Origin of the sequence: Salinicola socius (genome assembly GCF_001937195.1) — a bacterium.
In the GTDB taxonomy this organism is placed as follows: domain Bacteria; phylum Pseudomonadota; class Gammaproteobacteria; order Pseudomonadales; family Halomonadaceae; genus Salinicola; species Salinicola socius.
In genome coordinates this window covers 50,594-74,661 of record NZ_MSDO01000010.1, presented here as the reverse complement: position 1 = coordinate 74,661, position 24,068 = coordinate 50,594, and the positions used below count along the sequence as shown (strand labels likewise).

The following is a 24,068-nucleotide window of genomic DNA, read 5'->3' as shown; positions in this document are numbered from 1 at the left end:
TTCCTCATTCGGCGATCGGCAGCGAGCCCGTCAAGGCCAGTACCGACCACAGCAGCAAAGCGTAGATCGCGATATCCGCAAGCACCGGTTGCCAGAACCAGTGATAGAGCCCCAGGCGCACGAATAGGCGGCGCAAGATCAAGTAGAGCCCCAGCGCCACCAGCACCGGCACCGTCAACGGCGGTATCAGAAACCCCAGGAATGACCATTCAGTGAGCATGTCGGGGGTCTCCGGTCGGTGTCGTGGTCGCATCGATGTCATGCTTGGCGTGGGCTTCGAGCTCGACGCCCGGGGCCTCGCGCATCAAATGGCCCAGCATGGCAATTTCCCCGATGCTGGCGATCGGCAGGTGAGTTTCGCGATAGAGACGCTCGACCCAGGCGATCGCCTCATCGGCGAGCTGACGCCAGACGGCCGGGTCATGCCGATGGCGCGCCGCCACGCGGATGCCGATCTCGTCGAGCCAGGCTTCGATTTCCGACCGGTGGGGGCCGAGCGCACCGCGCAGACGCCGAATTCGCCACACGCAGAGCGCCAGGGCGTTCAAGTCGATGGCTTCGCGAACGACACTGTCACTGCCGCCCAGCGCGACCAGCCGACCCAGCCGGTCGTAAAGACGGCTCTCCAGGCGTGCGCGATTGGGGAGCGACTTCTCCCGCAGCAGCCGGCTCAGGCCGCCCCAGTAGGCCGCCATCAGTGTCTCGATGCGCTCGTTGGGCGAGCGCTGGCGGAACAGCGAATAGGTGATCATGGCGGCAACGGTGCCGATGATCGAAGCCAGCCCGCCATTGATGTAGCTCGAGGGGGAAAACGTATAGGTCGAATGCAGATTGAGCAGCGTCATCATGGTGATGGCGCCCGCCATGCCCATCAGCGACCAGCGCGGATGAGGCGTCATCAAGGTGCCGATGGCGACAGGGATGCCGATGGCAATGGCCAGCAGCGGGAATCCGTTGATCACCGGCAGCACCAGAAAGAGCAGGACACCGCCCAGGATGACCGCGGCGATCGACCCCCACAGGAATTGGCTCACCACGGCTGCCGGGTTCGGCGCCTTGGCGAACAGCATGGTGAAGACGCCCAGCAGCATCATGGCGAGATAGCCCGAATGCCAGCCGCTATGGATCCAGACCTGACCCAGCAGCTCGAAGGCGATGAACACGCGAAAGGCGTTGAAACGCGCCACGAAGTGCTCGTTGTGGGTGGTGCGTGAGCGGCGCTCGCGAGGCAACGTCTTGACCTTCGACGAGGTCGGGTCGTCGAGCGCATTGCGCAGCCGACGACCGTGCTGCAGTAGCCCAAGCACTTCGCCCAGGCGCTGCCTAACCAGCTCCGCCCGAGCGCGGGTGCGCGGCGCGACGGCATCATCGGCCCAGTCGAAATCGGCCAGCAACAGGCGTTCGGTCGGCTTGCCATCCGGTTCGGACTCGATGGCCTGCAGCAGTGGCAGCGCCTGCTGTCTCAATTCGGCCAGCCAGTATTCGCCGCGGTCGCATTCGTGCGGGCCGTCGCATTCCCTTAAATAGTCCAGCGCCGTTTCCAGCTCTCGCACGGCAGTGATCAGCGCCAGGCCGTCGCTGGCAAAACGGTCCAGCGCCGGGATGAAATGGCTCAGGCGGCGGGTTTCCAGGCGGGTGAGCCCGCGCAGTTTCTCGAACTGCTGGTAATGCTGGAACAGCCCTTTCAACTGCGCGTCGCGGCTTTCGCGAGGACGGCTTTCAGCGAGTGTGGCCAGCGTTTCGGTGGCGGCCTGGGAGAGGAACCGAGACAGCGCGCCCGGTAGCGCACGGCTGCCGAAGCGCGGGGCGATGACCACGTGCATCAGCAGGCCACAGCCGATGCCCAGCGCCGTTTCGCTGAACCGCCCCTGAGCCACCGACCAGATGTTTTCGATGCCGGTACCGATCGCCGTGAGCGACACCAATGTTGCGGTGTAGCCGCTCAGCATCATCACGTAGCCGATATGCTCATCCGGCTCGAGCATGACCCAGTACATGCAAAACGCCAGCCACGCCCCGGCAAACAGCAGGTAGAGCATCGGCTGCTGACCGAACAGCGCGATCAGCACCAGACCGACGATCGCGCCAAACAGCGTGCCGAACAGTCGCGCCACGCTGCGCCCGATGATGATACCGATCGGCGGCGTGCCGCCGGTGAACATGACCGGTTGCAGCGTCACGATCATGACTGCCAGAACGGCCCAGGCGGGCTGGTAGAGATCGAGACGCATCGACAGGAACAGCGCCAGCCAGACGGCCAGCACGGTTCTCAACGCCAGTAACCAGTGATCGGCAGGAATTCGAGTCATAAACGACCAAGACTCATGAATGCGGACATCCACGAGTCACTGAATGGGAGCGCGGTGATGATATCAAAGCGCAGTAAAAGTTAGGCTGCGAATGATCTCATTGTCCTGGACGTATGTCTATAGCTACGTCTGAAAGCGTCAGAGGATTTGACACGGTGAAAGGTAGATAACGCAAAAGGCCACCGATCGGTGGCCATGGCTTCAACTGACGAATCTGGATACTGGTTGCTTCAGAAGCGGTAACCGATACCGCCCATGACCACGACGGGGTCGATATGCACGGTAGTGTCGTAATCGTTGCCGCCTATCGTCGCAGTGGTGTCGGAATCGATATCCAGATACCAGGCGGCCGCATTCAGCGACCAATGATCGTCGATCAGCAGATCGATACCCAACTGGGCGGCGGCGCCCCAGGAGTCGTCCATGTCCAGACTGCCGCCATCGACCTTCTCGTCGGAGAAGTGGGTATAGTTCAGGCCTGCGCCCACGTAAGGCTGAACCCGTGACTGGGTGCCGCCGAGCGGATAGTACTGCAGCGTCAGTGTCGGTGGCAGATGCTTGGTGGATGCCATTTCCGTCCCGTCCAGGCTGACGTCGTGTTTGAAGCGTTGGGCAGCGAGCAGTTCGACGCCCCAGTTGTCCAGAAAGCGATAGCCGAGCGTGAAGGCGAAGCCGCTTTCATCGTCGACATCGATCCTGTCGACGCCGATGGCATCGAAGTTGCCGTTATCGCTCTTGGGTGAAACCTTGGCGATGCCAAAGTGGGTGAACCAGTCGCCGGCGCCGTAAGCGAAGACGTTACCGGCGCTGAGCGAGGTCGCGATCGCCAGCCCGGCGATGCCAACGTGGCGTAGTCTTGAATGTCGTGGTCTTGAATGTCGTAGTCTGGAATGTCGCAGTCTTGGATGTCGTGGTCTGACTCGGCGTAGAAGCGTCGTGTTCATGAATGGCGTTCCCTGATCGATCCCTGGTGGGTTGCCACGACCGACTCAGGCCGTGACATCGGGATTAGCCTACGCCGGAATAACCACATTTTTAATGTGGTTATTTGTCGCAAAAGTATTCTTAAGCAAAGAGAGAGGAAGAGAGGTTTTATCATCACGGCAGATGGCGTCGCCGCTTGAGGTCCACCGGCCACAGCGCGGCGAGCCTCTGGGCAAGCGGACGTTCGCAGGCCAGATGGATGCGCGGAAGCCCCAACCATCGGGCCAACGCTTCGAGCTGCTCCGTGAGTGCCTTTAATGCCGGCGCATCCAGCGTGATGTCCGGCTCCGGGTGAACTGCCAGCACCGTCAACTCGCCCTCTACCCGGCGAGCGCGCAGATCGAGACGCGCCACGAGGCGGTCGCCATGAAGAAAGGGCATGACGTAGTAGCCGTAGACTCGCTTGGCCGGCGGCACGTAGAACTCGAGACGATAGCGGAAATCGAACAGGCGCTCGGTCCGTTCGCGATACCAGATCAGCGAATCGAACGGCGAGAGCAGGGCGGAGGCCTCGATCTGGCGGGGAATTCGTGGCTCGCCGACGACATAAGCCGGTTGGCGCCAGCTTTCCACCGATACCGGCGTCAGCGTGCCGTCCTCGATCAATGTCTGCAGCGCGGCACGCGTATCCTGCGGTGTCAGCCGGTAGTAGTCGCGCAGATCCTTCTCGGTCGCCACCCCGAGCGCGCTGGCGGATTGGCGCAGCAGCTGACGATGGGCCTCGAGTAGATCGGGCTCGGCCTGATTCAGTATCGTGGCGGGCAGCACTCTCTCGGGCAGATCGTAAAGCCGCTCGAAGCCTCGGCGGCGGGCCACGGTGACTTCGCCGGCGGCGAACAGCCACTCCAGCGCGTGCTTTTCGTCGCTCCAGTCCCACCACGGTCCGGCCGGGCCTTCCCGTGTATTCAGCGCGCCGGCGCCGAGCGGACCGTGATCGTGCACGCTGGCCAGGACGCGATCGATCACGTCCCGGCGTTCCTGGCCGAATCGTGCCAGATGCTTGTAGATGCCGACGCCATCCTGTGCGCGGCGCATGCGCCAGCGCATCGCGGGATAGAGCGAGATCGGCAGCAAGGAGGCTTCATGGCCCCAGTATTCGAACAGGGCCCGGTGCCGGTTGCGACTCCATGCCAGTTCGTCGAGCAGCGCGGTCGGGTAAGGGCCGAGGCGCGAGAAGAGCGGCAGATAGTGGGAGCGAGCCAGCGCGTTGACGGAATCGATCTGAAGTACGCCGAGGCGATCCAGCAGACGCTTGAGATGGCCCCGGTTGACGGCATCGGGAGACCGAGACGTGAATCCCTGCGCTTTCAGGGCAAGGCGACGTGCCTGGGCGAGCGTGAGACGGCGTTGGAACGGGGGAATCACTGACGACATGCGAGGGACACTTTCTCGGCGAAACGGCAAGGGAGGTTGCCGGGAAAGTGTCGTTCAAGCGGAGGCAATTGACCAGCGCCGGGACTGACCAGCGCCGACGCGGCGCTGGCTGGACAGATTCAGTCGTCGGCTTCCAGCGCGTCGAGCAGGGTGTCGACGTTGTGCTGGAACATGCCGAGATAGGTGCTGCCCTCGCCGTCCGGCGTCAGGGCGTCGGCGTAGAGGGTGCCGCCGATGGCGACGCCGGTCTCTTCATGCAGCTGATGGATCAGCGCCGGGTTGCTCATGTTTTCCAGGAACAGCGCCTTGGCGTGGCTGGACTCGATCTGCTGGATCAGATTGCCCATGTCGCTGGCGCTGGGCTCGGCCAGCGTGTTGATGCCCACCGGCGAGAGCAGCTGGAGGCCGTAGGCATCGGCGAAGTAACCGAAGGCATCATGGCTGGTGATGATCAGCCGGTTGGCCTCGGGAATCTGCGACATGCGCTGCTTGGCCTCGGCGTCCAGCGCCTCCATTTTCTCGATGTACTGCTTGGCGTTGGCCTGGTAGTCGTCGGCATTATCGGGGTCGAGCTTGACCAGCGCGTCGCGGATGTTGCGGGCGTACTGTTCGCCGTTCTCGAGATCCTGCCAGGCGTGCGGATCGACATCGCCGTGATGATGATGGCCTTCCTCGCCGCCAGCGGCGTGATCATGATCGTCATGGTCATGGTCATGGTCATGGTCATGGTCATGATCGCCGTTTTCCTCTTCCTCATGACCCTCGAAAGGCCGCGTCTTGATGCCGTCGCTGGCGACGACGATGTCACCCTCATATTCGCTGGCGTCGATCAGCCGGTCGATCCAGCCTTCGAGCTGCAGGCCGTTGACCACGATCAGGTCCGCGTCGGCGAGAGACTGGGCATCGTCAGGCTTGGGTGAAAAGGCATGCACGTCGCCATCCGGACCGACCAGTGACTGGACATCGACATGATCGCCGCCGATGGTTTCGACCATATCGTCGAGGATGCTGAAACTGGTGACGACCTTGAGCGGATCCGCATGCGCGTAGATCGGCGTCAGGGCAGCAATGCTCAGGCTGCCGGCGAGCAGGCTCTTGAACAGCGCGAAAGAGATCGATTGGCGGGACATCGTGAATCCTCGTGAAGAGTGGAACGGGGTGCTGAATAGTGATTGGCGAGTGATGAGTGTCGATTCAGCCGTGGGCGTCCGGCGGCAGCATCGGCTGCACCCGGCGGCGCCAGCGGGCAAAGACGCTGTGATAACGCCCGAACAGCGCGGAAAGCAGGTAGATCACGCCGGCCAGCAGAATGATGCAGGGCCCGGAGGGCAAGCCGGCGTGGTAGGAGAGCAGCAGCCCGCCGACGCTCGAGGCCATGCCGATGGCGATCGCCAGCCCCATCAATCCCTCGAGCCGCTTCGACCAGAACCTTGCCGCCGTTGCCGGCAGCATCATCAGGCCAACCGCCATCAGCGTGCCCAGCGTCTGAAAACCGGCGGTGAGGTTGAGCACCATCAGGCCAAGAAACAGCCCGTGCACGGCGCCGCCGCGAATGCCCTGGCCGCGCAGAAACAGCGGGTCCAGGCACTCGACCACCAGGATGCGGAAGATCGCGGCGAGCACGATCAGGGTCAGACTCGACACGCTGACGATCAGCCATAGCGCAGTGCCGTTGACGGCCAGAATCGAGCCAAACAGCACGTGGGTCAGGTCGACACTGCTCCCGCGCATCGAGATCAACATCACCCCGGCGGCGAGCGAAATCAGATAGAAGCTGGCGATGGCCGAGTCTTCCCGGTGGCCAGTCAGGCGCGACACGCTGCCCGCCAGCCCCGCCACCAGCAGCCCGGCGAGCAGGCCGCCGAAGCTCATCGCCGGCAGCGAAAAACCCGCCAGCAGAAAGCCCACCGCAACGCCGGGCAGCACGGCGTGGGCCATGGCATCGCCGACCAGACTCATGCCGCGCAACGTCAGAAACACGCCCAGCGGCGGCGCCACCAGCGACAACGCCAGCCCGGCCACCAGCGCGCGACGCATGAAGCCGAAATCCAGCAGCGGAGAGAATAGCCAATCGATCATGTCAGCGTCTCCGCCGATGAAGAGGCGTCGCCGGCCCGAGAGGGCGTCGACCAGGTGCCGTGCCCGCGATCCAGGCGCAGAATGCGATCGGCTAGTCGCGTCATCTGATCGTGATCGTGCAGCACGATGATGATCGCCGCGCCCTCGGCCGCCATGGTGCGCAGCACGTCGATCAACACCTCGACGGTCGCGGCATCGACATTGGCAAATGGCTCATCGAGCAACAGAAGTTGAGCTTCCTGCATCAGCGTACGGCCGAGCAGGGCACGCTGGCGCTGGCCCCCGGAAAGCTCGCCCAGCGGGCGGTGTTCGAACGCCTGCAGCCCCAGGCGCTGCATTACTGCCTGGCCCCGCCGATACTCCGCTGCGCCGTAACGCTCGAAGCTGCCATGGGTCGGCCAGCAGCCGCTCATCACCAGCTCCTCGACGCTCATGGGGAATGTCAGATCCAGCGCCAGCTGCTGCGGCAACCACGCGCGCCGTGCATTGGGAACCTCGCAGCGAACGCGGCCGCTGACCGGGCGCAGCTCGCCCATGATCCCCTGAACCAGCGTGCTCTTGCCGGCCCCGTTGGCACCCACCAAGGCAGTAATGGTGCCGGCCTCGAAATGACCGTCGATATTCTCCAGCACCATGCGGTTGCCCTGCGCCAGCGATAGGGACTCCAGCGTCAGTAGCGTGTCGGGCTCTGCCATGGATCGTGTCTGCAACGGAGCCATCAACCCAACACCCCGCCCGCCCAACCGGCGATGAGCCACAGCACCGCCAGGGGAATGAGCGCGAGCAGCACGCGCCGCCCCGCGCCCAGCGACATCAAGGAAAAGTGGCACGGCCCATCGGGGCGATGCCGGTGACGATGTGACATGAACAGATCTACCTGAAGAAAACAGGCGGAAAGGTTATATCATAACAAAATGGCTGCCAAGCAGTTTTCCGATACCCATCAGCTACCTCGTCCATTGGCGGATCTTCTTGGAAGAAGTCTAGAGAATCAGCAGCTCAATCTCTTGCTGTTGATGGAAAAACTTGGCTAATTTGTAACCATCTGATAATTAAATTTTTTTGCGGATTTGGCATCAACGAAAATAGCAGAAATTTACCGGTAAAAATTTGCGACTCTATTTTGCTCTTTAAAAACAAATACCTAAAATTAGACCGTTCCCCGCAGGCGCGGGGATCAACCGCGGCCGGCGCGGGCCAGCGCATAGGCGATATCCCGTTCCCCGCAGGCGCGGGGATCAACCGGCCGTCTGTCATCTTGGGGAGCATGTCAATGGCCGTTCCCCGCAGACGCGGGAATTCAATTCGTATAGATGCTAATACGGTCGTAAAGTTACTCCTCCAGCGCGTAATCGATCGTCGTCACCACGCGAACTCGCTTGATATCGGGGGTGTAGCTGTCGAGATCCTCGATGGAGAAGTAGCCTTGACTGGCACTGCGGATCGCGCCGACGCGGCTGCCGGAGTCTCTGGCGAATTGCTGGGCGACACCACGGGCATCCTTGGTGGCTTCGGCGACCATTTCCGGCTTGAGATCATTGAGGCCGGTGAAGAGGAATTCGGTGCGGTAATCGTAGTTGGGTGACAGCACGACGCCGGCACGCACCAGTTCTCCGGTCTGGGGCATCGCTTTCTTGACGTCATCGACTGCCTGGGTTCGCAGCAGCACTGTGGCTTCGGCCTGATAACGCTCGTCGGGCCGGTCGGCACCGTAGAGGTTGGCGAATCGGTCGGTGACCTGGGGCGAGGTCACGGTGATGTTGTCGGTTTCGAAGCCTCGCTGCGTGAGAAACTCGCGAATGCGGCTCTCCTGACTCGTCAGTTCCTGCTGCAGCGTTTCCAGCTCGTTGGCGGTGACGGTGTAGTGCAATGGCCATAGCGCCATGTCCGCCGGCACCTCGCGCTCCGAAAGGCCTTTGACCGTGACGCTGCGGCCGGCATCGCGCCAGGTTTCGGCGGCATCTTCGATATAGCTGCCACCCCAGATCATGCCGATTGCCAGCAGGCCTCCCAGAATCACCGCGCTCCGTGTCGGTAGCATTGCTTCCCCCTGTTTCGGTACCCGTCTGCTGGCATTGTCGTCGTAGACGGTCATCGTAGCCGTTTATCAGCGCCGTGGGATAGTTCTCCGTCGCCTGGCAATCCGATAAATCGTTCCATCAATCTCGCTGATACTCGACTTCGGGTCAACTGATTAGCCAGCTAATAAGATGACTCCCATAATCCATTCATCGGTCAGGCCAAGGGGCCGGCCACTGAAACGAAGATGATTGGAGGTTCACCATGAAAACTCGCATTCTCGCCGCTATCGCACTGGCTGTTGCACTACCTGCTGCCGCTCAGGCCAACAGTGTCATGGAGCAACGGGCATTCGCTCAGCAGCATGAAGCGTTGAATACACAGACGACGTCCGGCTATCAGGCGCTGCCGACCGAGTACCGTGTGAACACCTTCACCAGCGGCTACAGCGTTGAAGCCGGTCGTGCGCTGGCGAGTGTCGAAGAGTCCACTCGTCACGGGACGCATCTCATTGGCGGCAACGGCGAACTCGCAGGCCAAGGCCATAGCGTTGCCGCTGCCCGGGCACTGCAGAACGTGAATGGCGCCGGCGATACCGGCCATGGCAACGTCGAAGTGACTTTTGCGAGCCTCGACTGATCGAGACCGCTGTTGCAGTTCGCGCCCGAGTCATCGGGCGCCCTGACAGAAATTGACACTCGAGCCGAATGACGCTCGAGTCGGCACGGCACTTCTGGTAATCCAAGGTTCCCCCGTACCTCCAACTTCCCCGGTCCATCCCCTGGACCGGGGCTTTTTGTGCCCGGTTTTCGGCATGCAGGCAGGCTTTGGCCCTGCCGCTGGCTGCGTTCAGTCGGCGTCTGAATTCTGCTGGCTCAGATGTTCCATGAAGCGCCGACGCCATTCGAGCAGGCTGTTGCGCCTGAGCACGCCAAGCATCTGTCGGTAGCGTTCCTGGCGCTCATCGAGCGGCATGTTCAGCGCCTGTTCGATGGCGGCGGCGATGGCGTCCACGTCATACGGGTTGACCTGCAGTGCGCCGCTCAATTCGCTGGCGGCGCCGGCCAGCTCGCTGAGTACCAGCACGCCGGGATCTTCAGGGTCCTGGGCGGCAACGAACTCCTTGCAGACCAGATTCATGCCGTCGCGCAGCGGGGTCACCAGGCCGACCCGGGCAGAACGGAACAGGCCGATCAGCGCTTCGCGGGGGAAGGTCTGGTTGAGATAGTGCACCGGCATCCAGTCGAGATCGGCATAGGTGCCATTGATGTGCCCGGCCATCTCCTCGAGCTGACGGCGCAGATCGTCGTACTCGGGGATCGCGCTGCGCGAGGGGCTGGCGATCTGCATGAAAATCGTCTTCTGGCGGCGATGCTCGAATTGCGTGAGCAGCGCCTCGATGGCATTGAAGCGCTGCACCAGGCCCTTGGAGTAATCGAGCCGGTCGGCGCCGATGATCAAATCGCGCTCTCCGAGGTCCTCCTCGAGCTGACGCGCCTGTTCGTTGTCTCGGGAGTGCTCGGCTTCGGCGATGAGCTCGTCGACGTCGATGCCTACCGGATAGACGCCGGTACGGACCTGTCGGCCGTTGCACTCGATGGTGTCGCCGGCAATTTCGGCGCCGAAGGTTTCGATCACTGCCTGGCGGAACGCGTGCAGATCGTTGTCGGTCTGGAAGCCGAGCAGGTCGTAGTGCAGCAGGTCATCGAGCAGTCCCCGGTAGCCGGGCATCGCGCGCAGCAGATCGTAGCTGGGGAAGGGGATGTGGAGGTAGAACCCCATCGGGTCCTTGACGCCCTCCTTGCGCAGCGCCTTGCCCAGCGGCAGCAGGTGATAATCGTGTACCCAGATCAGCTCGCCGCCTTCGAGCAGGGTGCTCAGGGCGCCGGCGAAGCGCTCGTTGACGCGCTGATAGGCCTTGGCGTACTCCAGCTGGAAGTCCATGGCGCCCAGGTTGAAGTGAAAGACCGGCCAGAGAACTTCGTTGGAGAAGCCCAGGTAATAGTTTTCATAGTCTTCTTTGGGCAGCGGCAGCGTGGCGTAGGTGATGTTTTCGCGCTGCACGGTGGTGAGCTCGCTGACGGCCGTTTCGCTGACCTCGCCGTCCCAGCCGAACCACAGCCCGCCATATTCGTCGAGGGCGCCGGTGATCGCCACGGCGAGGCCACCGGCTTCGGATTTGCCGGGTTCCGGGATGGATACACGGTTGGAAATGACGACGAGGCGGGTCATACGGTCTCCTCCCAGCCAAGACTGAGGTGTGACGCCGAGTGGATCACTCGACCATGCGGTAGGCTGCGAAAAGTGGGTCCGCAGTTCGTGATCGGTCGTTTCGAAATTGGTGATGTCGAGATCGGTGATGTCGAGATCGGTGGTGTCGAGATCGGGGCGGAGCCGCCTCTGGCGGTGAGCCGGGTCATCGATCGGTGCGCCGATCTCGCAACTGCCGGTGTGACCGGATGCGCGGGGTGGCGACGCGTCGTGATACGCCGCTCAGGGACCTTGCGTTGTCAGGCTCTCCAGCCATGTCAGTACCTCCTGTACTGATTCAAGATAGCAGGTCGCGGCAGTCTCACCCTGGCTGCCGACGCGCACGGAATGGCCATCGCGGGCGTTGACGACGCGAAAGGCATCCTCGTCGGTAACGTCGTCGCCGATAAAAACCGGCGTACGGGTCTGGAAGGCCGGTGTTTCGTCGAGCAGGCGGGCAACGGCAGTCCCCTTGTGGTATCCGCCGGGACGCAGCTCGAGCACGCACTTGCCGAGGATCAGCTCGAACGTGTCGCCAAGCGCTTGATGCTGGGCCTCGAAGAACTTGCGACACGTTTCAGCGAGTTCCGGGGCGCCGCGGTAGTGCAGGGTCAGTGTGACGCCCTTGTCCTCGTAGTGAAGCCCGGGATGGGCCGCGACGAAGCCCGCCAGGGCGTCGCGGCACGATGCCAGTGGGGCGGGCTGGTCGATCGCCGTGTGGCGCGTACCGTCGGCCTCGCGCCATTCGAGCCCGTGAATGCCTGCCATCGGCAGGGAAACCGGTGCGAGCAGGCGTTCGAGCTGGTCCAGCGGCCGCCCGCTGACCACGGCCACCGCGCCGCCGAAAGTCTTGTCGAGTTCGCCGAGCAGCGCCTTCAGACGCGGCGATACGTGGACATCGTCGGGATGGGCTTCGAGCGACACCAGGGTGCCGTCGAAGTCGAGAAACAGCGCCCAGTCGCGGCGCGGCACGGGAAGCTGCGAAGACGGCGGCGAGGAATAAGAAGGTGTTGGAGATTTGGGCATTGGCCTGCACACGCTCATCTGGATGAAGGGTCGACTGGCAACACCGGCTGCGTGCCGGCGTTGCCCTGGCATTGTCCGAGACGGACTTCCAGGTCGTAGACGGCTGGAAGCGTTAAGTCCCGTGTCTCAATCGTCGTCGTCGGCGGCTGCCTGAAACGCACGCTTGTCGTCGGGAAGGCGGACCATGTCGCCGACGCTGAGATCGCCATGAGTATCGTGACGGTCGCCGTCGTCGCCAACGAGCGCGGCGACTTCACCGATGGTCACGCCGTCCTTGTAGGCTTCTACCTTCACTCGCACGGTGGAGCCGTGGTAGCGAGCGGTCAGCATCATCCCCGGTTGCGGCGTGACGCGATGCTGTTCGTCCTTGGCATAGTGAGCGTCGACACTCGCGCCGCCCGGGGTGTCCCATTCAACATGCTTGTGCATAGTGATTCCTTAACATTGGTAAGCGTGCGTGTTCAGCGTAGCCGTTAATCGCGCTGTCTGTCGTTGCACGAAGGTGGCGAGGCGCCCCGACGCCATGCATTACTATGAGCGGGACGGGCACGCCAAAAGGTGGAGACACGTACGGTTACGAAAGCTTGTGTTTTGGGCGGCGTGCCAGCAGAGTTAACATCGTCTTTCACGACCTGATAAAAGTCTTTCACGACTTAATAAAAGTCTTTCACGACTTAATAAAAGTCTTTCACGACCTGATAAAAGTCTTTCGCAACCCTACAAAGAGCGACAACAGCGATGAAGAAGACAGTACTTGCACTCGCCATTGCGGCGACCACGGCGTGCGCCGGTGTCGCGCAGGCGGAAGTCAAAGTGGGATTTCTCGGGGGCTTCACTGGCGGTATCGAAAGCCTGACACCGCCGATTTTCGATGGCGCCAAGCTCGCCGTGCAGGAAGTCAATGATCAGGGCGGCCTGCTGGACGGCGAAGAGATGGTCATGCCCTCCGGCGACACGACCTGCTCGGATGCCTCGGCCGCCTCCAACGCCGCCGACCGTCTGGTGAATAGCGAGAAGGTGACCGCGATCGTGGGCGCGCTGTGTACCGGCGCTACCATCGCTGCAGCCAACAACGCCGCGATCCCCGGTAACGTGGTGATGGTCTCGCCGGCCTCCACGGCGCCGGCGGTGACCGATCTGGACGATAACGATCTGGTCTTCCGCACCGTGCCGTCCGATGCCTTCCAGGGCGAGCAGCTGGCCAAGTTGCTGCTCTCCAAGGGGATCGAGGATGTCGCCGTGACCTACGTCAACAATGACTACGGTCAGGGTCTCGACGAGGCTTTCACCAAGACCTTCGAAGCGGAAGGCGGTTCGATCTCCGCCAATCTGGCCCATGAAGACAACCGGGCGGACTATCGTTCGGAAGTCGGCAAGCTCTCTTCCGGCGGTTCACAGACACTGGTCGTGCTCGCCTATGCTGATACTTCCGGCCAGACGATTCTGCGTCAGGCTTATGAAAGCGGCGCTTTCACCCAGTACGCCGGTGGCGATGGCATGGTTGGCAACTCGCTGGTCGACGCTGTCGGTGCCGACGTGCTCGAGGGCATGATCGCGACGCGCCCGGGCTCTCCGGATGCGCCGGGTGGTGACGTCTTCAACGAGCTGGCCAAGAAAGCCGATATCGATCCGAGCGCGGTGTTTGCGGCGCAGTCCTACGATGCCGCCTTCCTGCTGGCGCTTGCCATCGAGAAGAACGGCAGCGCGGATCGCGAAGGCTTGTCCAAGGCGTTGCGTGACGTTGCCACCGCGCCCGGCGAGACGATCCTGCCGGGCGAGTGGGAGAAGGCCAAGAAGCTGATCAAGGAGGGCAAGGAGATCAACTACGAAGGCGCTTCCGGCAACCAGGAGTTCGATGACAACGGCGACGTGCCGGGTATCGTGGTCGAAATGGCCGTCGAGGATGGCAAGTTTGTGACCAAGGGGGCGATCGGTGAATAAATAGCGTCACCAAGGGCGCCATCGACGACTGATCGGCGTCAATGTTCAGACAGCAAAACCCCGAGCTCAGGCTCGGGGTTTTTGCGTTTCAGGCTTCGTAGAATCGCTCAATCGTGATGCGCGACCTTTTCCGGTATCAACCCGCGCGGGGCGAAGCGCAGTACCAGCAGGATCAGCAGGCCGATCACGAAGACTCTCGCCTGTAGCGCGCGACTGTCGAGATTGCCCGGCTGCCAGTCGAACCAGCTGTCGCCCAACGCCGTCACGGCGTGCATCAGTGCCAGCGCCAACGGGCCCGACATGATCCAGATCACGTAGACCAGCACGGCGCCGAACAGCGTGCCCAGGTTGTTGCCCGGGCCGCCGAGAATCACCATCACCAGCACCAGGAAAGTGTGGTTCAGCGGCAGGTAACCCTGCGGATCGAACAGCCCGTTGAAGCTGGTCAGCACCGCACCGCCGACCCCCATCAGGATACAGCCGAAGACGAAGATCTCCTGGCGCCGGCGGTTGATCGACTTGCCCATGGCCGCGGCGGAGACTTCGTTGTCGCGGATGGCTCGAATCATGCGGCCCCAGGGGGCGTGATAGGCGCGATGCAGCAGGAAGAAGATCACCGCGATCATCACCACGGTGACCGACAGGTAGAGCGCGCGAGCGGTCAGGAAGCCGACCTCGCCAGGATCCGGTACCGGCCAAGGCAGCGGCGAAATGGTCGCGGTGCCGCGGGTGAGCCAGTCCGAATTCTTGAGGAACGCCTTGATGATCTCGGCGATACCCAGCGTGGCGATGACCAGATAGTCGCTGCGCAGCCCCAGACAGATATGGCCGATGACGTAACCGACACCACCGGCCAGCACGCCACCGACGATCCAGCCGAGCCAGACCGGCAAGCCCAGGCCGCCGATGAACTCCACCTGGGATTCGATATCGCCGGTGACGCTGCGCAGCCAACTGATCACGACCAGATAACCGATCAGCCCCGCGGCGATGGCCAGAATCGTGCGCAGCAGCTTGGGCAGCCCGATGCGATCCAGCCGGCTGATGCCGAAAACGATGGCCGTGACCACGACCATCGCCAGCAGCACCCAGCCCAGCCGGCCGGGGAGATCGCTGGCCCAGAACGCGGGATTGACCGGAATGCTGAAAAAGGTGGCCGAGAACCCTCCCAGCGCCACGAAGCCCATGATCCCGGCATTGAACTGGCCGGCGTAGCCCCACTGGATGGTCAGGCCGAGGGCCAGAATGGCATAGCAGGAGGCTTCCACCAGCATGCGCGTGGAGTAGGCCGGACCCATGGTCGCGAACACGGCGAGAACCACGAGGGCCAGGCCGCCGAACAGTGCGAGCTCGCGAACGGGGAGCGTGCGTGGCGCGGGCGCTTCCGGCGGCGTTGCACCTTGGGGTGCCGGTTGCTGAGGTGCAGGTCGTTGTGATGAAGAGGCCGTCATCAGATCACCTTCCCTTTGAAGATGCCGGTCGGGCGCCAGATCAGCACCGCCACCAGAATGAAGAAGGGCACGACGATTTTATACTCGGTACCCACCAGCGCCAGATTGTTCGGCAGCTCCAGCCAGGTCGGCAGGCTGTCCCGCACCGGCCTGAGCAGTACCGACCAGTTGAACACCGCCAGCGTCTCGGCGAAGCCGACCAGAAAGCCGCCGGCGATGGCGCCATACGGATGGCCGACCCCGCCGACGATGGCGGCAGCGAAGATCGGCAGCAGCAGGAAGAAGCTGAGATCCGGCTTGAAGGCAACATCCAGCGACAGCAGCGTACCGGCAATGGTGGCGAGCGAGCCGGCGATGATCCAGGTCAGGGTGATGATCAGCCTGGTATTGATACCGGAGGCGCGAGCCAGATCGGGGTTGTCCGACATCGCCCGCATCGCCTTGCCCAGCCGCGCCCGAGTCAGGAACAGATGCAGCCCGACCACGGCGACGATGGTGATCACGAACAGAATGATCTGCGGTTCGGTGAGAATGATCGGCCGGGTCACGCCGGGGACGTCGATACGGAATATCTCCTTGCGCGCATCGACGTAGAGATTCTGCGACCCGGTGCCGGCGAACAGCCGGATCAGCCCCTGCAGCATCAGCGTGACGCCGAGCGAGGCGATCACCATCACGATCGGTTTGACGCCATGGCTGCGCAGCGGCTGATAGAAGGCGCGATCGATGCCCACGGCCACCAGCGAAGTCAACGCCATCGCCACCGGCAGCATCACGATCGCGGTGGGTAACCCCAGGGGATCGCCGGCATGGGGAAAGGCCAGCGTCAGCAACAGCACGGCCAGGGTGCCGAGTGTCATCATGTCGGCATGGGCAAAGTGGGCGAAGCGCAGGATGCTGTAGATCAGCGTCACCCCGACGGCGCCGATGGCGTAGATGCAGCCGGTCACGCTGCCGGCGACCACCACGTAGTTGAAGAAATAGATCAGCTCATTCACGACAAAATCTCTCTGGAATACGGGCTCTCTCGAACACGGGCGCTTTTGAATAGGGCCACCGTGGCGGCGTCAGCCTCCGAGAAAACTCTTGGCCACCTGGGGATCGTTGAGCAGCGCCTCGCCGGTGTCGCTGAAGCGATTCTGTCCGGCCGCGAGCACGAAGCCCTTGTGCGCGATGCGCAGTGCCTGCTTGGCGTTCTGTTCGACCATCAGCACCCCGACGCCGGCGGCATTGATGGTCTTCACCCGATCGAATATCTCGTTCATGTAGCGCGGCGACAGCCCGGCGGTTGGCTCGTCGAGCAGCAGCAAGCTGGGTTCGTTCATCAGCGCCCGGCCCATGGCCACCATCTGGCGCTGGCCACCGGAGAGCTCGCCGGCCGGCTGGCGGCGTTTTTCGAGCAGGGGAGGAAAGAATTCGTAGATCTGTGCCTTCAGGCGCGAGGCGGTGGCGGGCTTGAGAAACGCGCCCATCTCCAGGTTTTCCTCGACCGAGAGGCTGGGGAAGATGTTCTTCTCCTGCGGGACGAAGCCCATTCCCATCTCGACCAGCTTGTGCGGAGAGAGATTGGTGATAGCTTCGCCCCGCAGCCGGATCTCACCCTGCGTGATCGTCAACAGTCCGAAGACGGCCTTGAGCATGGTCGATTTACCGGCGCCGTTGGGCCCGACGATGACGCCGATTTCATCGGCCTCGATCGTCATGTTGACGCCGTTCAGGATGTTCATGCCGCCGTAGCCGCCATGAACGTCAACTGCTTCGAGTAGTGGCATTGATGTGCTCGTTTGTTATTGCTTGGCGAGTGATTGTCGCTGCTGATAGCGCTTCGGAGTCGTTTCGCCGTTGTGAAGCCCGGAACGGTCCGGTAACCTCACGCGGGTTCAGCGCCAAAGTAGGCTTCGATCACTTCCGGGTTGTTCTGGATATCGGTGATCGCGCCTTCCATCATCACCTGCCCCTGAGCCAGCACGATGACCGGGTCGCACAGCCGCGCGATCATGTCCATGTCGTGCTCGATGACCAGGAAGGTATAGCCCAGCTCGCGGTTGAGTCGCTCGATATTGCCCATCAGGTCGCCGAGCAGCGTGCGATTGACGCCAGCGGCGATCTCGTCGAGCAGCACGACTTCGGCGTCGGTCATCATGGTGCGACCGAGCTCGAGCAGCTTCTTCTGGCCGCCGGAAAGATTGCCGGCCAGCTCGTTGCGGACATGAGAGAGCCCGACGAAATCGAGCACTTCGAGCGCTCGGCGGCGAACTTCGGTCTCCTGGCGGCGCACTTCTCCGGGTTTCAACCAGGTGCTGAACAGGTTTTCGCCTTCCTGACGCGGCGGGACCATCATCAGGTTCTCGAGTGAAGTCAGGTGGCTGAATTCGTGGGCGATCTGAAACGTCCGCAGCAGCCCCTTGTGGAAGCGCTGGTTGGCGGACAGGTGAGTGATCGCCTGGCCGTTGAGCAGGACCTCGCCGCTGTCGGGCGCGAGGCTACCGGCGATGATATTGAACAGCGTGGATTTACCGGCACCGTTGGGACCGATCATGCCGGTGATCGAACCCTTGGCGACCTGAATGGAGCAGTCGTCGATGACCGTCAGGCCCCCGAACGACTTGCGAATGTTGCGGACATCGATGATCGGCATCATCGGGTTTCCCTCAGCGCGTTATTGCTATTGTCGAAGCGTGCACGCCGGTGGGCGGCGCTTGGGCGTCATGTACTGATGATGTTGCCGATTGTACAGCGGTGGTACGCCATGAGTAGTTTTTCTTAATCAACGTTTGAGAGCCCCAAACGACGACACCCGCCGGGAGGCGGGTGTCGTGGATCTTGCAGCAGCGCGTGATCAGCCTTTCTTGCCGGCTCGCTTGCGCTCGTTTTCGGTCAGGTGCTTCTTGCGCAGGCGGATGAATCCGGGCGTCACTTCCACCAGTTCATCGGAATCGAGGAATTCGATCGCCTGTTCGAGCGTGAACTTGATCGGTGGCGTCAGCACGATGTTTTCATCGTTACCCGTGGAGCGCATGTTATCGAGCTTCTTGCCCTTGGTCGGGTTGACCACCATGTCGTTGGCACGGTTGTTGATGCCGATCAGCATGCCTTCGTAGACTTCGGTGGCGTGATCGATGATCAGCTTGCCGCGCTCCTGCAATGCGTAAAGCGCATAGGCCAGTGCCTTGCCGCCGACCATGGAGACCAGCACCCCATTGCGACGCTCGATGGAGGCGTCCGGCTTCAGCGGGCCATAATGATCGAAGCGGCTGGTCAGGATGCCGGTGCCGGAAGTCAGCGTCAGGAACTGACCACGGAAGCCGATCAGACCGCGCGCGGGGATGATGAAGTCCAGACGCACACGACCCTTGCCATCCGGGTTCATGTTGGTCATCTCGCCCTTGCGGTAGCCGAGCTCTTCCATCACCGAGCCCTGATGCTGCTCTTCGCAGTCGATGATGACTTCTTCGTATGGCTCCTGCTTGACGCCATCGATCTCGCGGATGATGACCTCGGGGCGGCCCACGGCCAGCTCGAAGCCTTCACGACGCATGGTCTCGATCAGCACCGAGAGGTGCAGCTCGCCACGTCCGGAGACCTTGAACTTCTCCGGCGTATCCGCCTGCTCGACGCGCAGCGCCACGTTGTGGATCAGCTCCTGGTCGAGACGATCCTTGATGTTGCGGCTGGTGACGTACTTGCCGTCCCTGCCCGCGAACGGGGAATCGTTGACCTGGAAGGTCATCGAGACGGTCGGTTCGTCGACGGAGAGCGGCGGCAACGCTTCGACGACGTTGACGTCGCACAGCGTGTCGGAGATCGCCAGGTTGTCGATACCGGTGATGCAGACGATGTCGCCGGCAGTGGCCTCGTTGGTCTGCACGCGCTCCAGACCCATATGCGTCATCACCTGGCCGATCTTGCCCTTACGGGTCGCGCCTTCCTTGGTGATGATGCTGATCTGCTGGCTCGGCTTGACGCTGCCGCGCTTGATGCGGCCGAGACCGATGACGCCGACGTAGCTGTTGTAGTCCAGCGCCGAAATCTGCATCTGGAACGGGCCGTCGAGTTCGACCTTGGGCGGCTCGACGATGTCGACGATCGACTGGAACATCGGCGTCATGTCTTCGGCCATCGAATCCGGCTCCATGCCGGCGATGCCGTTGAGCGCGGAGCAGTAGATGATCGGAAAGTCGAGCTGCTCGTCGGTGGCGCCGAGGTTGTCGAACAGATCGAAGATCTGGTCGACGACCCAATCCGGACGCGCGCCGGGGCGGTCGACCTTGTTGACCACGACGATCGGCTTGAGACCCTGGGCGAAGGCCTTCTGGGTCACGAAGCGTGTCTGCGGCATCGGGCCGTCTACGGCATCGACCAGCAGCAATACGGAATCCACCATGGACATGACGCGTTCGACTTCGCCACCGAAGTCGGCGTGTCCCGGGGTATCGACGATATTGATGTGGTAGTTGCGGCCTTTGCCGTCATCCCAGCGGATCGCGGTGTTCTTGGCCAGGATCGTGATGCCGCGTTCTTTCTCCTGATCATTGGAATCCATGATCCGGTCTTGGCCTTCGGCCTTGCGATCCAGCGTGCCGGACTGGCTCAGGAGCTTGTCGACCAGTGTCGTCTTGCCATGGTCGACGTGGGCGATAATGGCAATGTTCCTAATGCTCTCGATCCGAGCGTTAGAGGCGTTGTCACTCATGGGGCGGTTTCCATCGTAAAATGTGTGCGCCCATGTCTAAGTCGATGATCCACGCTCTAGCGCTGGATCGACGAGTCCCCTGGGCACTGAGTAGGAGGGTCGGGCGCGCATTGTACAGCCTAGCGCGCGACACTGGCTACTTTAGTCTACGGGCAGGGGGCAAGATCCATTGGGGGGTGACGAGAGCCCATCGGCCGCAGGTCAAAACGCTGTCGGTGCATGGGCTATCGGCGCAGTGCGGCCGCATCGCACAGGAGATGCCGTGACGGAGCCGATACTTGAGAACGCAGATAGAGAATGGCGAAAGACGGAAGGAGGGCATTGAAGGGCCGATGGACGACCTCGAGAGAGTGCGCGAGTGGGTGCGAGCCGACGCCTGGCGGATGAGCGCACTGCGCCAGGCGCGCGCGTTGCGTCTGCCCGAGTGGTGGCTGGCCGCCGGATTCGTGCGCAACCTGGTGTGGGATCGGCTGCACGGCTATTCGGTGGCGTCGCCGCTGAACGATATCGATCTCGTCTACTTCGACCCTGCCGGCAGCAGCGAGTCTATCGATCGCGAGCGCGCGAGCCGGCTCAGGGATGCCTCTTCTCTGCCCTGGTCGGTCAAGAATCAGGCCCGAATGCATGAGCGCCATGGTCATCTTCCCTATGTCTCCATAGAAGAAGCGTTGAGTGTGTGGGTCGAGTGTGAAACGGCGGTGGGGGTGACGCTGGATGATGACGACTGTCTTCACCTGATCGCGCCATTGGGTTTGTCGTCGCTGCTGGCCGGACGCGTCACCCACAACCCGCGCCATGGCGACCCCGAGGTATTCCGGCGGCGCGTGGTTGCCAAGGGCTGGCGACGACAGTGGCCGCAGCTCGAGATCCAGGGTTTTGAGAAAGCGCGAAACGGCCGCTACTAGCTACTAAGTGTGCAGGTTGCCCAATAGCCAATCGAACAGCCGGCCGGGACTGTTGGCAACCGGATGCGTAATCACGAAACGTGGCAGGAGCACGGTATCGACCGGTGGCTCCAGCCAGCCCGCGCGGCGGGTCAACACGCGCTCGATATCCGCACTTGCCGCCAGCTGCATCAAGGCGTCGTCCGGGAACTCGTCGACAGCGGCGGCGATCGGCAACGGGTGGCGGCATAGAACCGAAAGCTGGTGACGACTTTCGCGTAGTCGAGCCAGTGCTCGGGCATCACGAGGTACCGATCGGGGCGGCATCAGGCTGCCGAAGCGAAACAGCCCGCCCTGCTCGAGACGACGGATGCTGAACGCATCCAGCGCTTCGTCGGTGAACGTCGTTTCAGTACCCAGGCCAGCCGCCACAGCGCATAGCGTGGCGGCCGACTCCGACTGATCGAGCTCATCGATGTAGTTCCTGATGGCTTGGCTGTAGCGTTCGTCTCGCTGACCGGTGACGATCGGAGGCGCCGGCAGGCCAGCCTCGGCGAGCCGCCGATGGGCAGTGTCGGCCGTTTCTTCGCGCCACAGGGATTCGCTCAGCGCTTCGTGCCAAGTGCTCCAGGCCTGCTGGGTGACCGGACAGGGGAGAAAGACATTGGCCGGCAGGGCCAGCCGTTCCAGTATCGGCGAGACCTGCCTGAGGGTATCGCGCCAGCCGCCGTCGAACGTGAGCGCGACTCTCGGCAGTTGATCGTGGTGCAGTTGAAGCACGCTTTCGAGGCTGACGATCTGCGCGCTTTCGCTGAGACTTTCCAGCAGCTGCCGAAAACTGTCCGGGCCCAGGCACCAGTCTGCCCGATGAGGCAGGCGGGCTTCGGCTTCGTCATCCAGCACTCGGCGCAGCGCGAGTATCGCGCTTCGCCCCCACAGCGGTTCACTCAGGCTGAGACGCCAGTGACCGCGTAGGCGCTGTACCACATCCTGTGTGCGATCCAGCCTGGGCATGAGTCATTCCATTACTGAAGTCATTGAGCGCCACCAAGCAAGGCGTCCGTCGATAGTATTCGTTACGAGCGTATCCGTCGCTATCCGTTGAAAGAGTCCTGTAAAAGGGTCCTGTAAAAGGGTCCCTTGAAAGCGTTTGCAAGCAGAGCCTGCACCGAGTTGGAGTGCATTGGAACAGTATCCGTTGCCCGACGATGTTCGGCAAAGTTTCCGGCAATGCTCGCAAAGTGTTGTTTTGGTGCACACGATCAGTCTAGTGCACCAAATTGATGCCTATGAGAATTTTCAAGCATCCTCGGCCAGCGAATTTCCCCTCGCGCAGCAGTTTTGATTCCGCGGAAAGGTTTAAAAATCTCCGTCACATCATGTGGTTAATGAATCTGATCGTGGCTATGCCTCATTTTGGCACATTCTCTGCATGTCCATGTAAAAACGGTGTGCGCGTGGGCAAGAGCGCCGACTTCGTGCTACAAAACACGCATGCCAAAAAACGGTGTTGGATATTCGCCAACGAATCGAGCCATGGCTCACAGTGGAGGAAGACATGTCTGAGAAAACCCTCGCCCTCATCGAAGAACACGACGTCAAGTGGGTGGATCTGCGCTTTACCGATACCAAGGGCAAGGAGCAGCACGTCACCATTCCTGCCAGCGCCATCGATACGGAATTCTTCGAAGACGGCCAGATGTTCGACGGCTCTTCTATCGAAGGCTGGAAGGGCATCAACGAGTCCGACATGATTCTGCGCCCGGAAGACGGAACCGCATTCCTCGACCCGTTCACCGAAGACTCCACCCTGATTCTGCGCTGCGACATCATCGAGCCGGCGACCATGCAGGGTTACGAGCGTGATCCGCGCTCCATCGCCAAGCGCGCCGAAGCCTATCTGAACAGCACCGGTCTGGGCGACACCGCGTTCTTCGGTCCGGAACCCGAGTTCTTCATCTTCGACGAAGTGCATTGGAAGACCGATATCGAAGGCTCCATGTACAAGATCTCCTCCGAAGAGGGCGCCTGGTCCACCGATCGTCAGGTCGAGGGTGGCAACCTGGCACACCGTCCGCGCGTCAAGGGGGGCTACTTCCCGGTGCCGCCGGTCGACAGCTTCCACGACATTCGCAGCGCGATGTGCAACACGCTGCAGGCGATCGGCCAGAGCGTCGAAGTGCATCACCACGAAGTGGCCAACGCCGGTCAGAACGAAATCGGCGTCAAGTTCAACACGCTGGTGAAGAAGGCCGACGAAGTTCAGGAGATGAAGTACGTCATCCACAACGTCGCGCATGCCTACGGCAAGACGGCAACCTTCATGCCCAAGCCACTGGTCGGCGACAACGGTTCCGGGATGCACGTTCACCAGTCTTTCTGGAAGGACGGCACCAACCAGTTCGCGGGCGACGAGTACGCCGGCCTGTCCGAAATGGCACTGTATTACATTGGCGGTATCATCAAGCATGCGCGTGCGCTGAACGCCTTCACCAACGCTTCGACCAACTCCTACAAGCGTCTGGTGCCGGGCTTCGAAGCGCCGGTCATGCTGGCCTACAGTGCGCGTAACCGCTCTGCGTCCATTCGTATTCCGTACACCTCCAACCCCAAGGGCAAGCGCGTCGAGACCCGTTTCCCCGACCCGACTGCCAACCCGTACCTGGCGTTCTCTGCGATGCTGATGGCCGGTATCGACGGGATCAAGAACAAGATTCATCCTGGCGATGCCATGGACAAGAATTTGTACGATCTGCCGCCGGAAGAAGGCAAGAAGGTCCCGACCGTGGCGACCAGCCTCGATCAGGCCCTGGAAGCGCTCGACGCCGATCGTGCCTTCCTGACCGAAGGTGGCGTGTTCACCGACGACATGATCGATGCCTACATCGCGCTGAAGAACGAGGACGTCGAGCGTCTGCGCCTCGCGACGCATCCGGTCGAGTTCGATCTGTACTACAGCGTCTAAGCGTCGACACAGCGTCCAAGGTTCAAGCCCTGACCTGCGGCCTGACAGAGCCCCACTTCGGTGGGGCTTTTTCGTCACCGGGCCGATGACGAT

General features: G+C 61.9%; 22 protein-coding genes. 4 read left to right on the top strand and 18 right to left on the bottom strand.

What is annotated here, in order from left to right; translation table 11 throughout:
- Positions 1 to 4 precede the first annotated feature (4 nt).
- The 9 genes from BTW07_RS08885 to BTW07_RS08850 form a co-directional block, all read right to left on the bottom strand.
- Positions 5 to 220, bottom strand: a complete 216-nt coding sequence (locus tag BTW07_RS08885) for a DUF1656 domain-containing protein (RefSeq protein WP_075569823.1) — start codon at positions 218 to 220, stop codon at positions 5 to 7.
- Positions 210 to 2,309 (bottom strand): FUSC family protein, encoded by a 2,100-nt coding sequence (locus BTW07_RS08880; protein ID WP_075569822.1) that lies wholly within the window; start codon positions 2,307 to 2,309, stop codon positions 210 to 212. Before BTW07_RS08880 ends, BTW07_RS08885 begins: the two co-directional genes overlap by 11 nt.
- A 230-nt stretch (positions 2,310 to 2,539) precedes the next feature.
- Positions 2,540 to 3,253, bottom strand: coding sequence for an OmpW/AlkL family protein (locus tag BTW07_RS08875; protein ID WP_083941702.1), 714 nt, complete (start codon positions 3,251 to 3,253; stop codon positions 2,540 to 2,542).
- Between the two features lie 154 nt (positions 3,254 to 3,407).
- Complete coding sequence (locus BTW07_RS08870; protein ID WP_075569821.1) at positions 3,408 to 4,667, bottom strand: winged helix-turn-helix domain-containing protein; 1,260 nt, start codon at positions 4,665 to 4,667, stop codon at positions 3,408 to 3,410.
- Between the two features lie 119 nt (positions 4,668 to 4,786).
- Positions 4,787 to 5,797: a metal ABC transporter substrate-binding protein gene (locus BTW07_RS08865; RefSeq protein WP_075569820.1), complete on the bottom strand. Its 1,011-nt coding sequence runs from the start codon at positions 5,795 to 5,797 to the stop codon at positions 4,787 to 4,789.
- A gap of 64 nt (positions 5,798 to 5,861) precedes the next feature.
- Entirely contained in the window at positions 5,862 to 6,746 is an 885-nt protein-coding gene (locus tag BTW07_RS08860; RefSeq protein WP_075569819.1) for a metal ABC transporter permease, read from the bottom strand.
- Positions 6,743 to 7,441, bottom strand: coding sequence for a metal ABC transporter ATP-binding protein (locus BTW07_RS08855; RefSeq protein WP_075569818.1), 699 nt, complete (start codon positions 7,439 to 7,441; stop codon positions 6,743 to 6,745). Before BTW07_RS08855 ends, BTW07_RS08860 begins: the two co-directional genes overlap by 4 nt.
- A 23-nt stretch (positions 7,442 to 7,464) precedes the next feature.
- Positions 7,465 to 7,611: a hypothetical protein gene (locus BTW07_RS20005; RefSeq protein WP_167369282.1), complete on the bottom strand. Its 147-nt coding sequence runs from the start codon at positions 7,609 to 7,611 to the stop codon at positions 7,465 to 7,467.
- A gap of 468 nt (positions 7,612 to 8,079) precedes the next feature.
- The gene (locus tag BTW07_RS08850; protein WP_075569872.1) at positions 8,080 to 8,787 is read right to left on the bottom strand and encodes an SIMPL domain-containing protein; all 708 of its coding nucleotides are present in this window, start codon (positions 8,785 to 8,787) and stop codon (positions 8,080 to 8,082) included.
- Between the two features lie 242 nt (positions 8,788 to 9,029).
- On the opposite strand from BTW07_RS08850, the gene BTW07_RS08845 reads away from it, so the two are divergent.
- A complete protein-coding gene (locus tag BTW07_RS08845; protein ID WP_075569817.1) occupies positions 9,030 to 9,404 on the top strand; it encodes a hypothetical protein in 375 nt (124 codons plus the stop codon).
- Between the two features lie 210 nt (positions 9,405 to 9,614).
- Here BTW07_RS08845 and BTW07_RS08840 read toward each other — a convergent pair whose 3' ends face one another.
- From BTW07_RS08840 to BTW07_RS08830, 3 genes are all read right to left on the bottom strand, one after another.
- The gene (locus BTW07_RS08840) at positions 9,615 to 10,997 is read right to left on the bottom strand and encodes an alpha,alpha-trehalose-phosphate synthase (UDP-forming) (RefSeq protein ID WP_075569816.1); all 1,383 of its coding nucleotides are present in this window, start codon (positions 10,995 to 10,997) and stop codon (positions 9,615 to 9,617) included.
- 261 nt (positions 10,998 to 11,258) lie between these two features.
- Positions 11,259 to 12,041 carry a trehalose-phosphatase gene (gene otsB / locus BTW07_RS08835; protein ID WP_075569815.1) on the bottom strand — a complete coding sequence of 261 codons (783 nt, stop codon included), beginning with the start codon at positions 12,039 to 12,041 and terminating at the stop codon, positions 11,259 to 11,261.
- A 126-nt stretch (positions 12,042 to 12,167) separates the two neighbouring features.
- The gene (locus BTW07_RS08830) at positions 12,168 to 12,470 is read right to left on the bottom strand and encodes a hypothetical protein (protein ID WP_075569814.1); all 303 of its coding nucleotides are present in this window, start codon (positions 12,468 to 12,470) and stop codon (positions 12,168 to 12,170) included.
- A 309-nt stretch (positions 12,471 to 12,779) separates the two neighbouring features.
- Here BTW07_RS08830 and BTW07_RS08825 point away from each other — a divergent pair, with 309 nt between their 5' ends.
- A complete protein-coding gene (locus BTW07_RS08825) occupies positions 12,780 to 13,982 on the top strand; it encodes an ABC transporter substrate-binding protein (RefSeq protein ID WP_075569813.1) in 1,203 nt (400 codons plus the stop codon).
- 107 nt (positions 13,983 to 14,089) lie between these two features.
- On the opposite strand, the gene BTW07_RS08820 is transcribed toward BTW07_RS08825, so the two are convergent.
- The 5 genes from BTW07_RS08820 to typA all read right to left on the bottom strand — a co-directional run bounded on the left by BTW07_RS08820 (position 14,090) and on the right by typA (position 20,126).
- Positions 14,090 to 15,433 carry a branched-chain amino acid ABC transporter permease gene (locus tag BTW07_RS08820; protein WP_075569812.1) on the bottom strand — a complete coding sequence of 448 codons (1,344 nt, stop codon included), beginning with the start codon at positions 15,431 to 15,433 and terminating at the stop codon, positions 14,090 to 14,092.
- The gene (locus BTW07_RS08815; RefSeq protein WP_075569811.1) at positions 15,433 to 16,431 is read right to left on the bottom strand and encodes a branched-chain amino acid ABC transporter permease; all 999 of its coding nucleotides are present in this window, start codon (positions 16,429 to 16,431) and stop codon (positions 15,433 to 15,435) included. The genes BTW07_RS08820 and BTW07_RS08815 overlap by 1 nt, the downstream gene beginning before the upstream one ends.
- A gap of 69 nt (positions 16,432 to 16,500) precedes the next feature.
- Positions 16,501 to 17,205 carry an ABC transporter ATP-binding protein gene (locus BTW07_RS08810; protein ID WP_075569810.1) on the bottom strand — a complete coding sequence of 235 codons (705 nt, stop codon included), beginning with the start codon at positions 17,203 to 17,205 and terminating at the stop codon, positions 16,501 to 16,503.
- A 98-nt stretch (positions 17,206 to 17,303) separates the two neighbouring features.
- Positions 17,304 to 18,074, bottom strand: a complete 771-nt coding sequence (locus BTW07_RS08805) for an ABC transporter ATP-binding protein (RefSeq protein ID WP_075569809.1) — start codon at positions 18,072 to 18,074, stop codon at positions 17,304 to 17,306.
- 198 nt (positions 18,075 to 18,272) lie between these two features.
- Positions 18,273 to 20,126: a translational GTPase TypA gene (gene typA, locus BTW07_RS08800; RefSeq protein WP_075569808.1), complete on the bottom strand. Its 1,854-nt coding sequence runs from the start codon at positions 20,124 to 20,126 to the stop codon at positions 18,273 to 18,275.
- Positions 20,127 to 20,404: 278 nt separating this feature from the next.
- Between typA and BTW07_RS08795 the strand changes: the two genes are divergently transcribed.
- On the top strand, positions 20,405 to 21,031 hold the full coding sequence (locus BTW07_RS08795; RefSeq protein WP_244158336.1) for a nucleotidyltransferase family protein: 627 nt from the start codon (positions 20,405 to 20,407) through the stop codon (positions 21,029 to 21,031).
- Positions 21,032 to 21,034: 3 nt separating this feature from the next.
- Here the strand turns inward: BTW07_RS08795 and BTW07_RS08790 are convergent, their stop codons facing one another.
- A complete protein-coding gene (locus tag BTW07_RS08790; protein WP_075569806.1) occupies positions 21,035 to 22,024 on the bottom strand; it encodes a polysaccharide deacetylase family protein in 990 nt (329 codons plus the stop codon).
- A gap of 544 nt (positions 22,025 to 22,568) precedes the next feature.
- On the opposite strand from BTW07_RS08790, the gene glnA reads away from it, so the two are divergent.
- Positions 22,569 to 23,975 (top strand): glutamate--ammonia ligase, encoded by a 1,407-nt coding sequence (gene glnA / locus BTW07_RS08785; RefSeq protein ID WP_075569805.1) that lies wholly within the window; start codon positions 22,569 to 22,571, stop codon positions 23,973 to 23,975.
- Positions 23,976 to 24,068 lie beyond the last annotated feature (93 nt).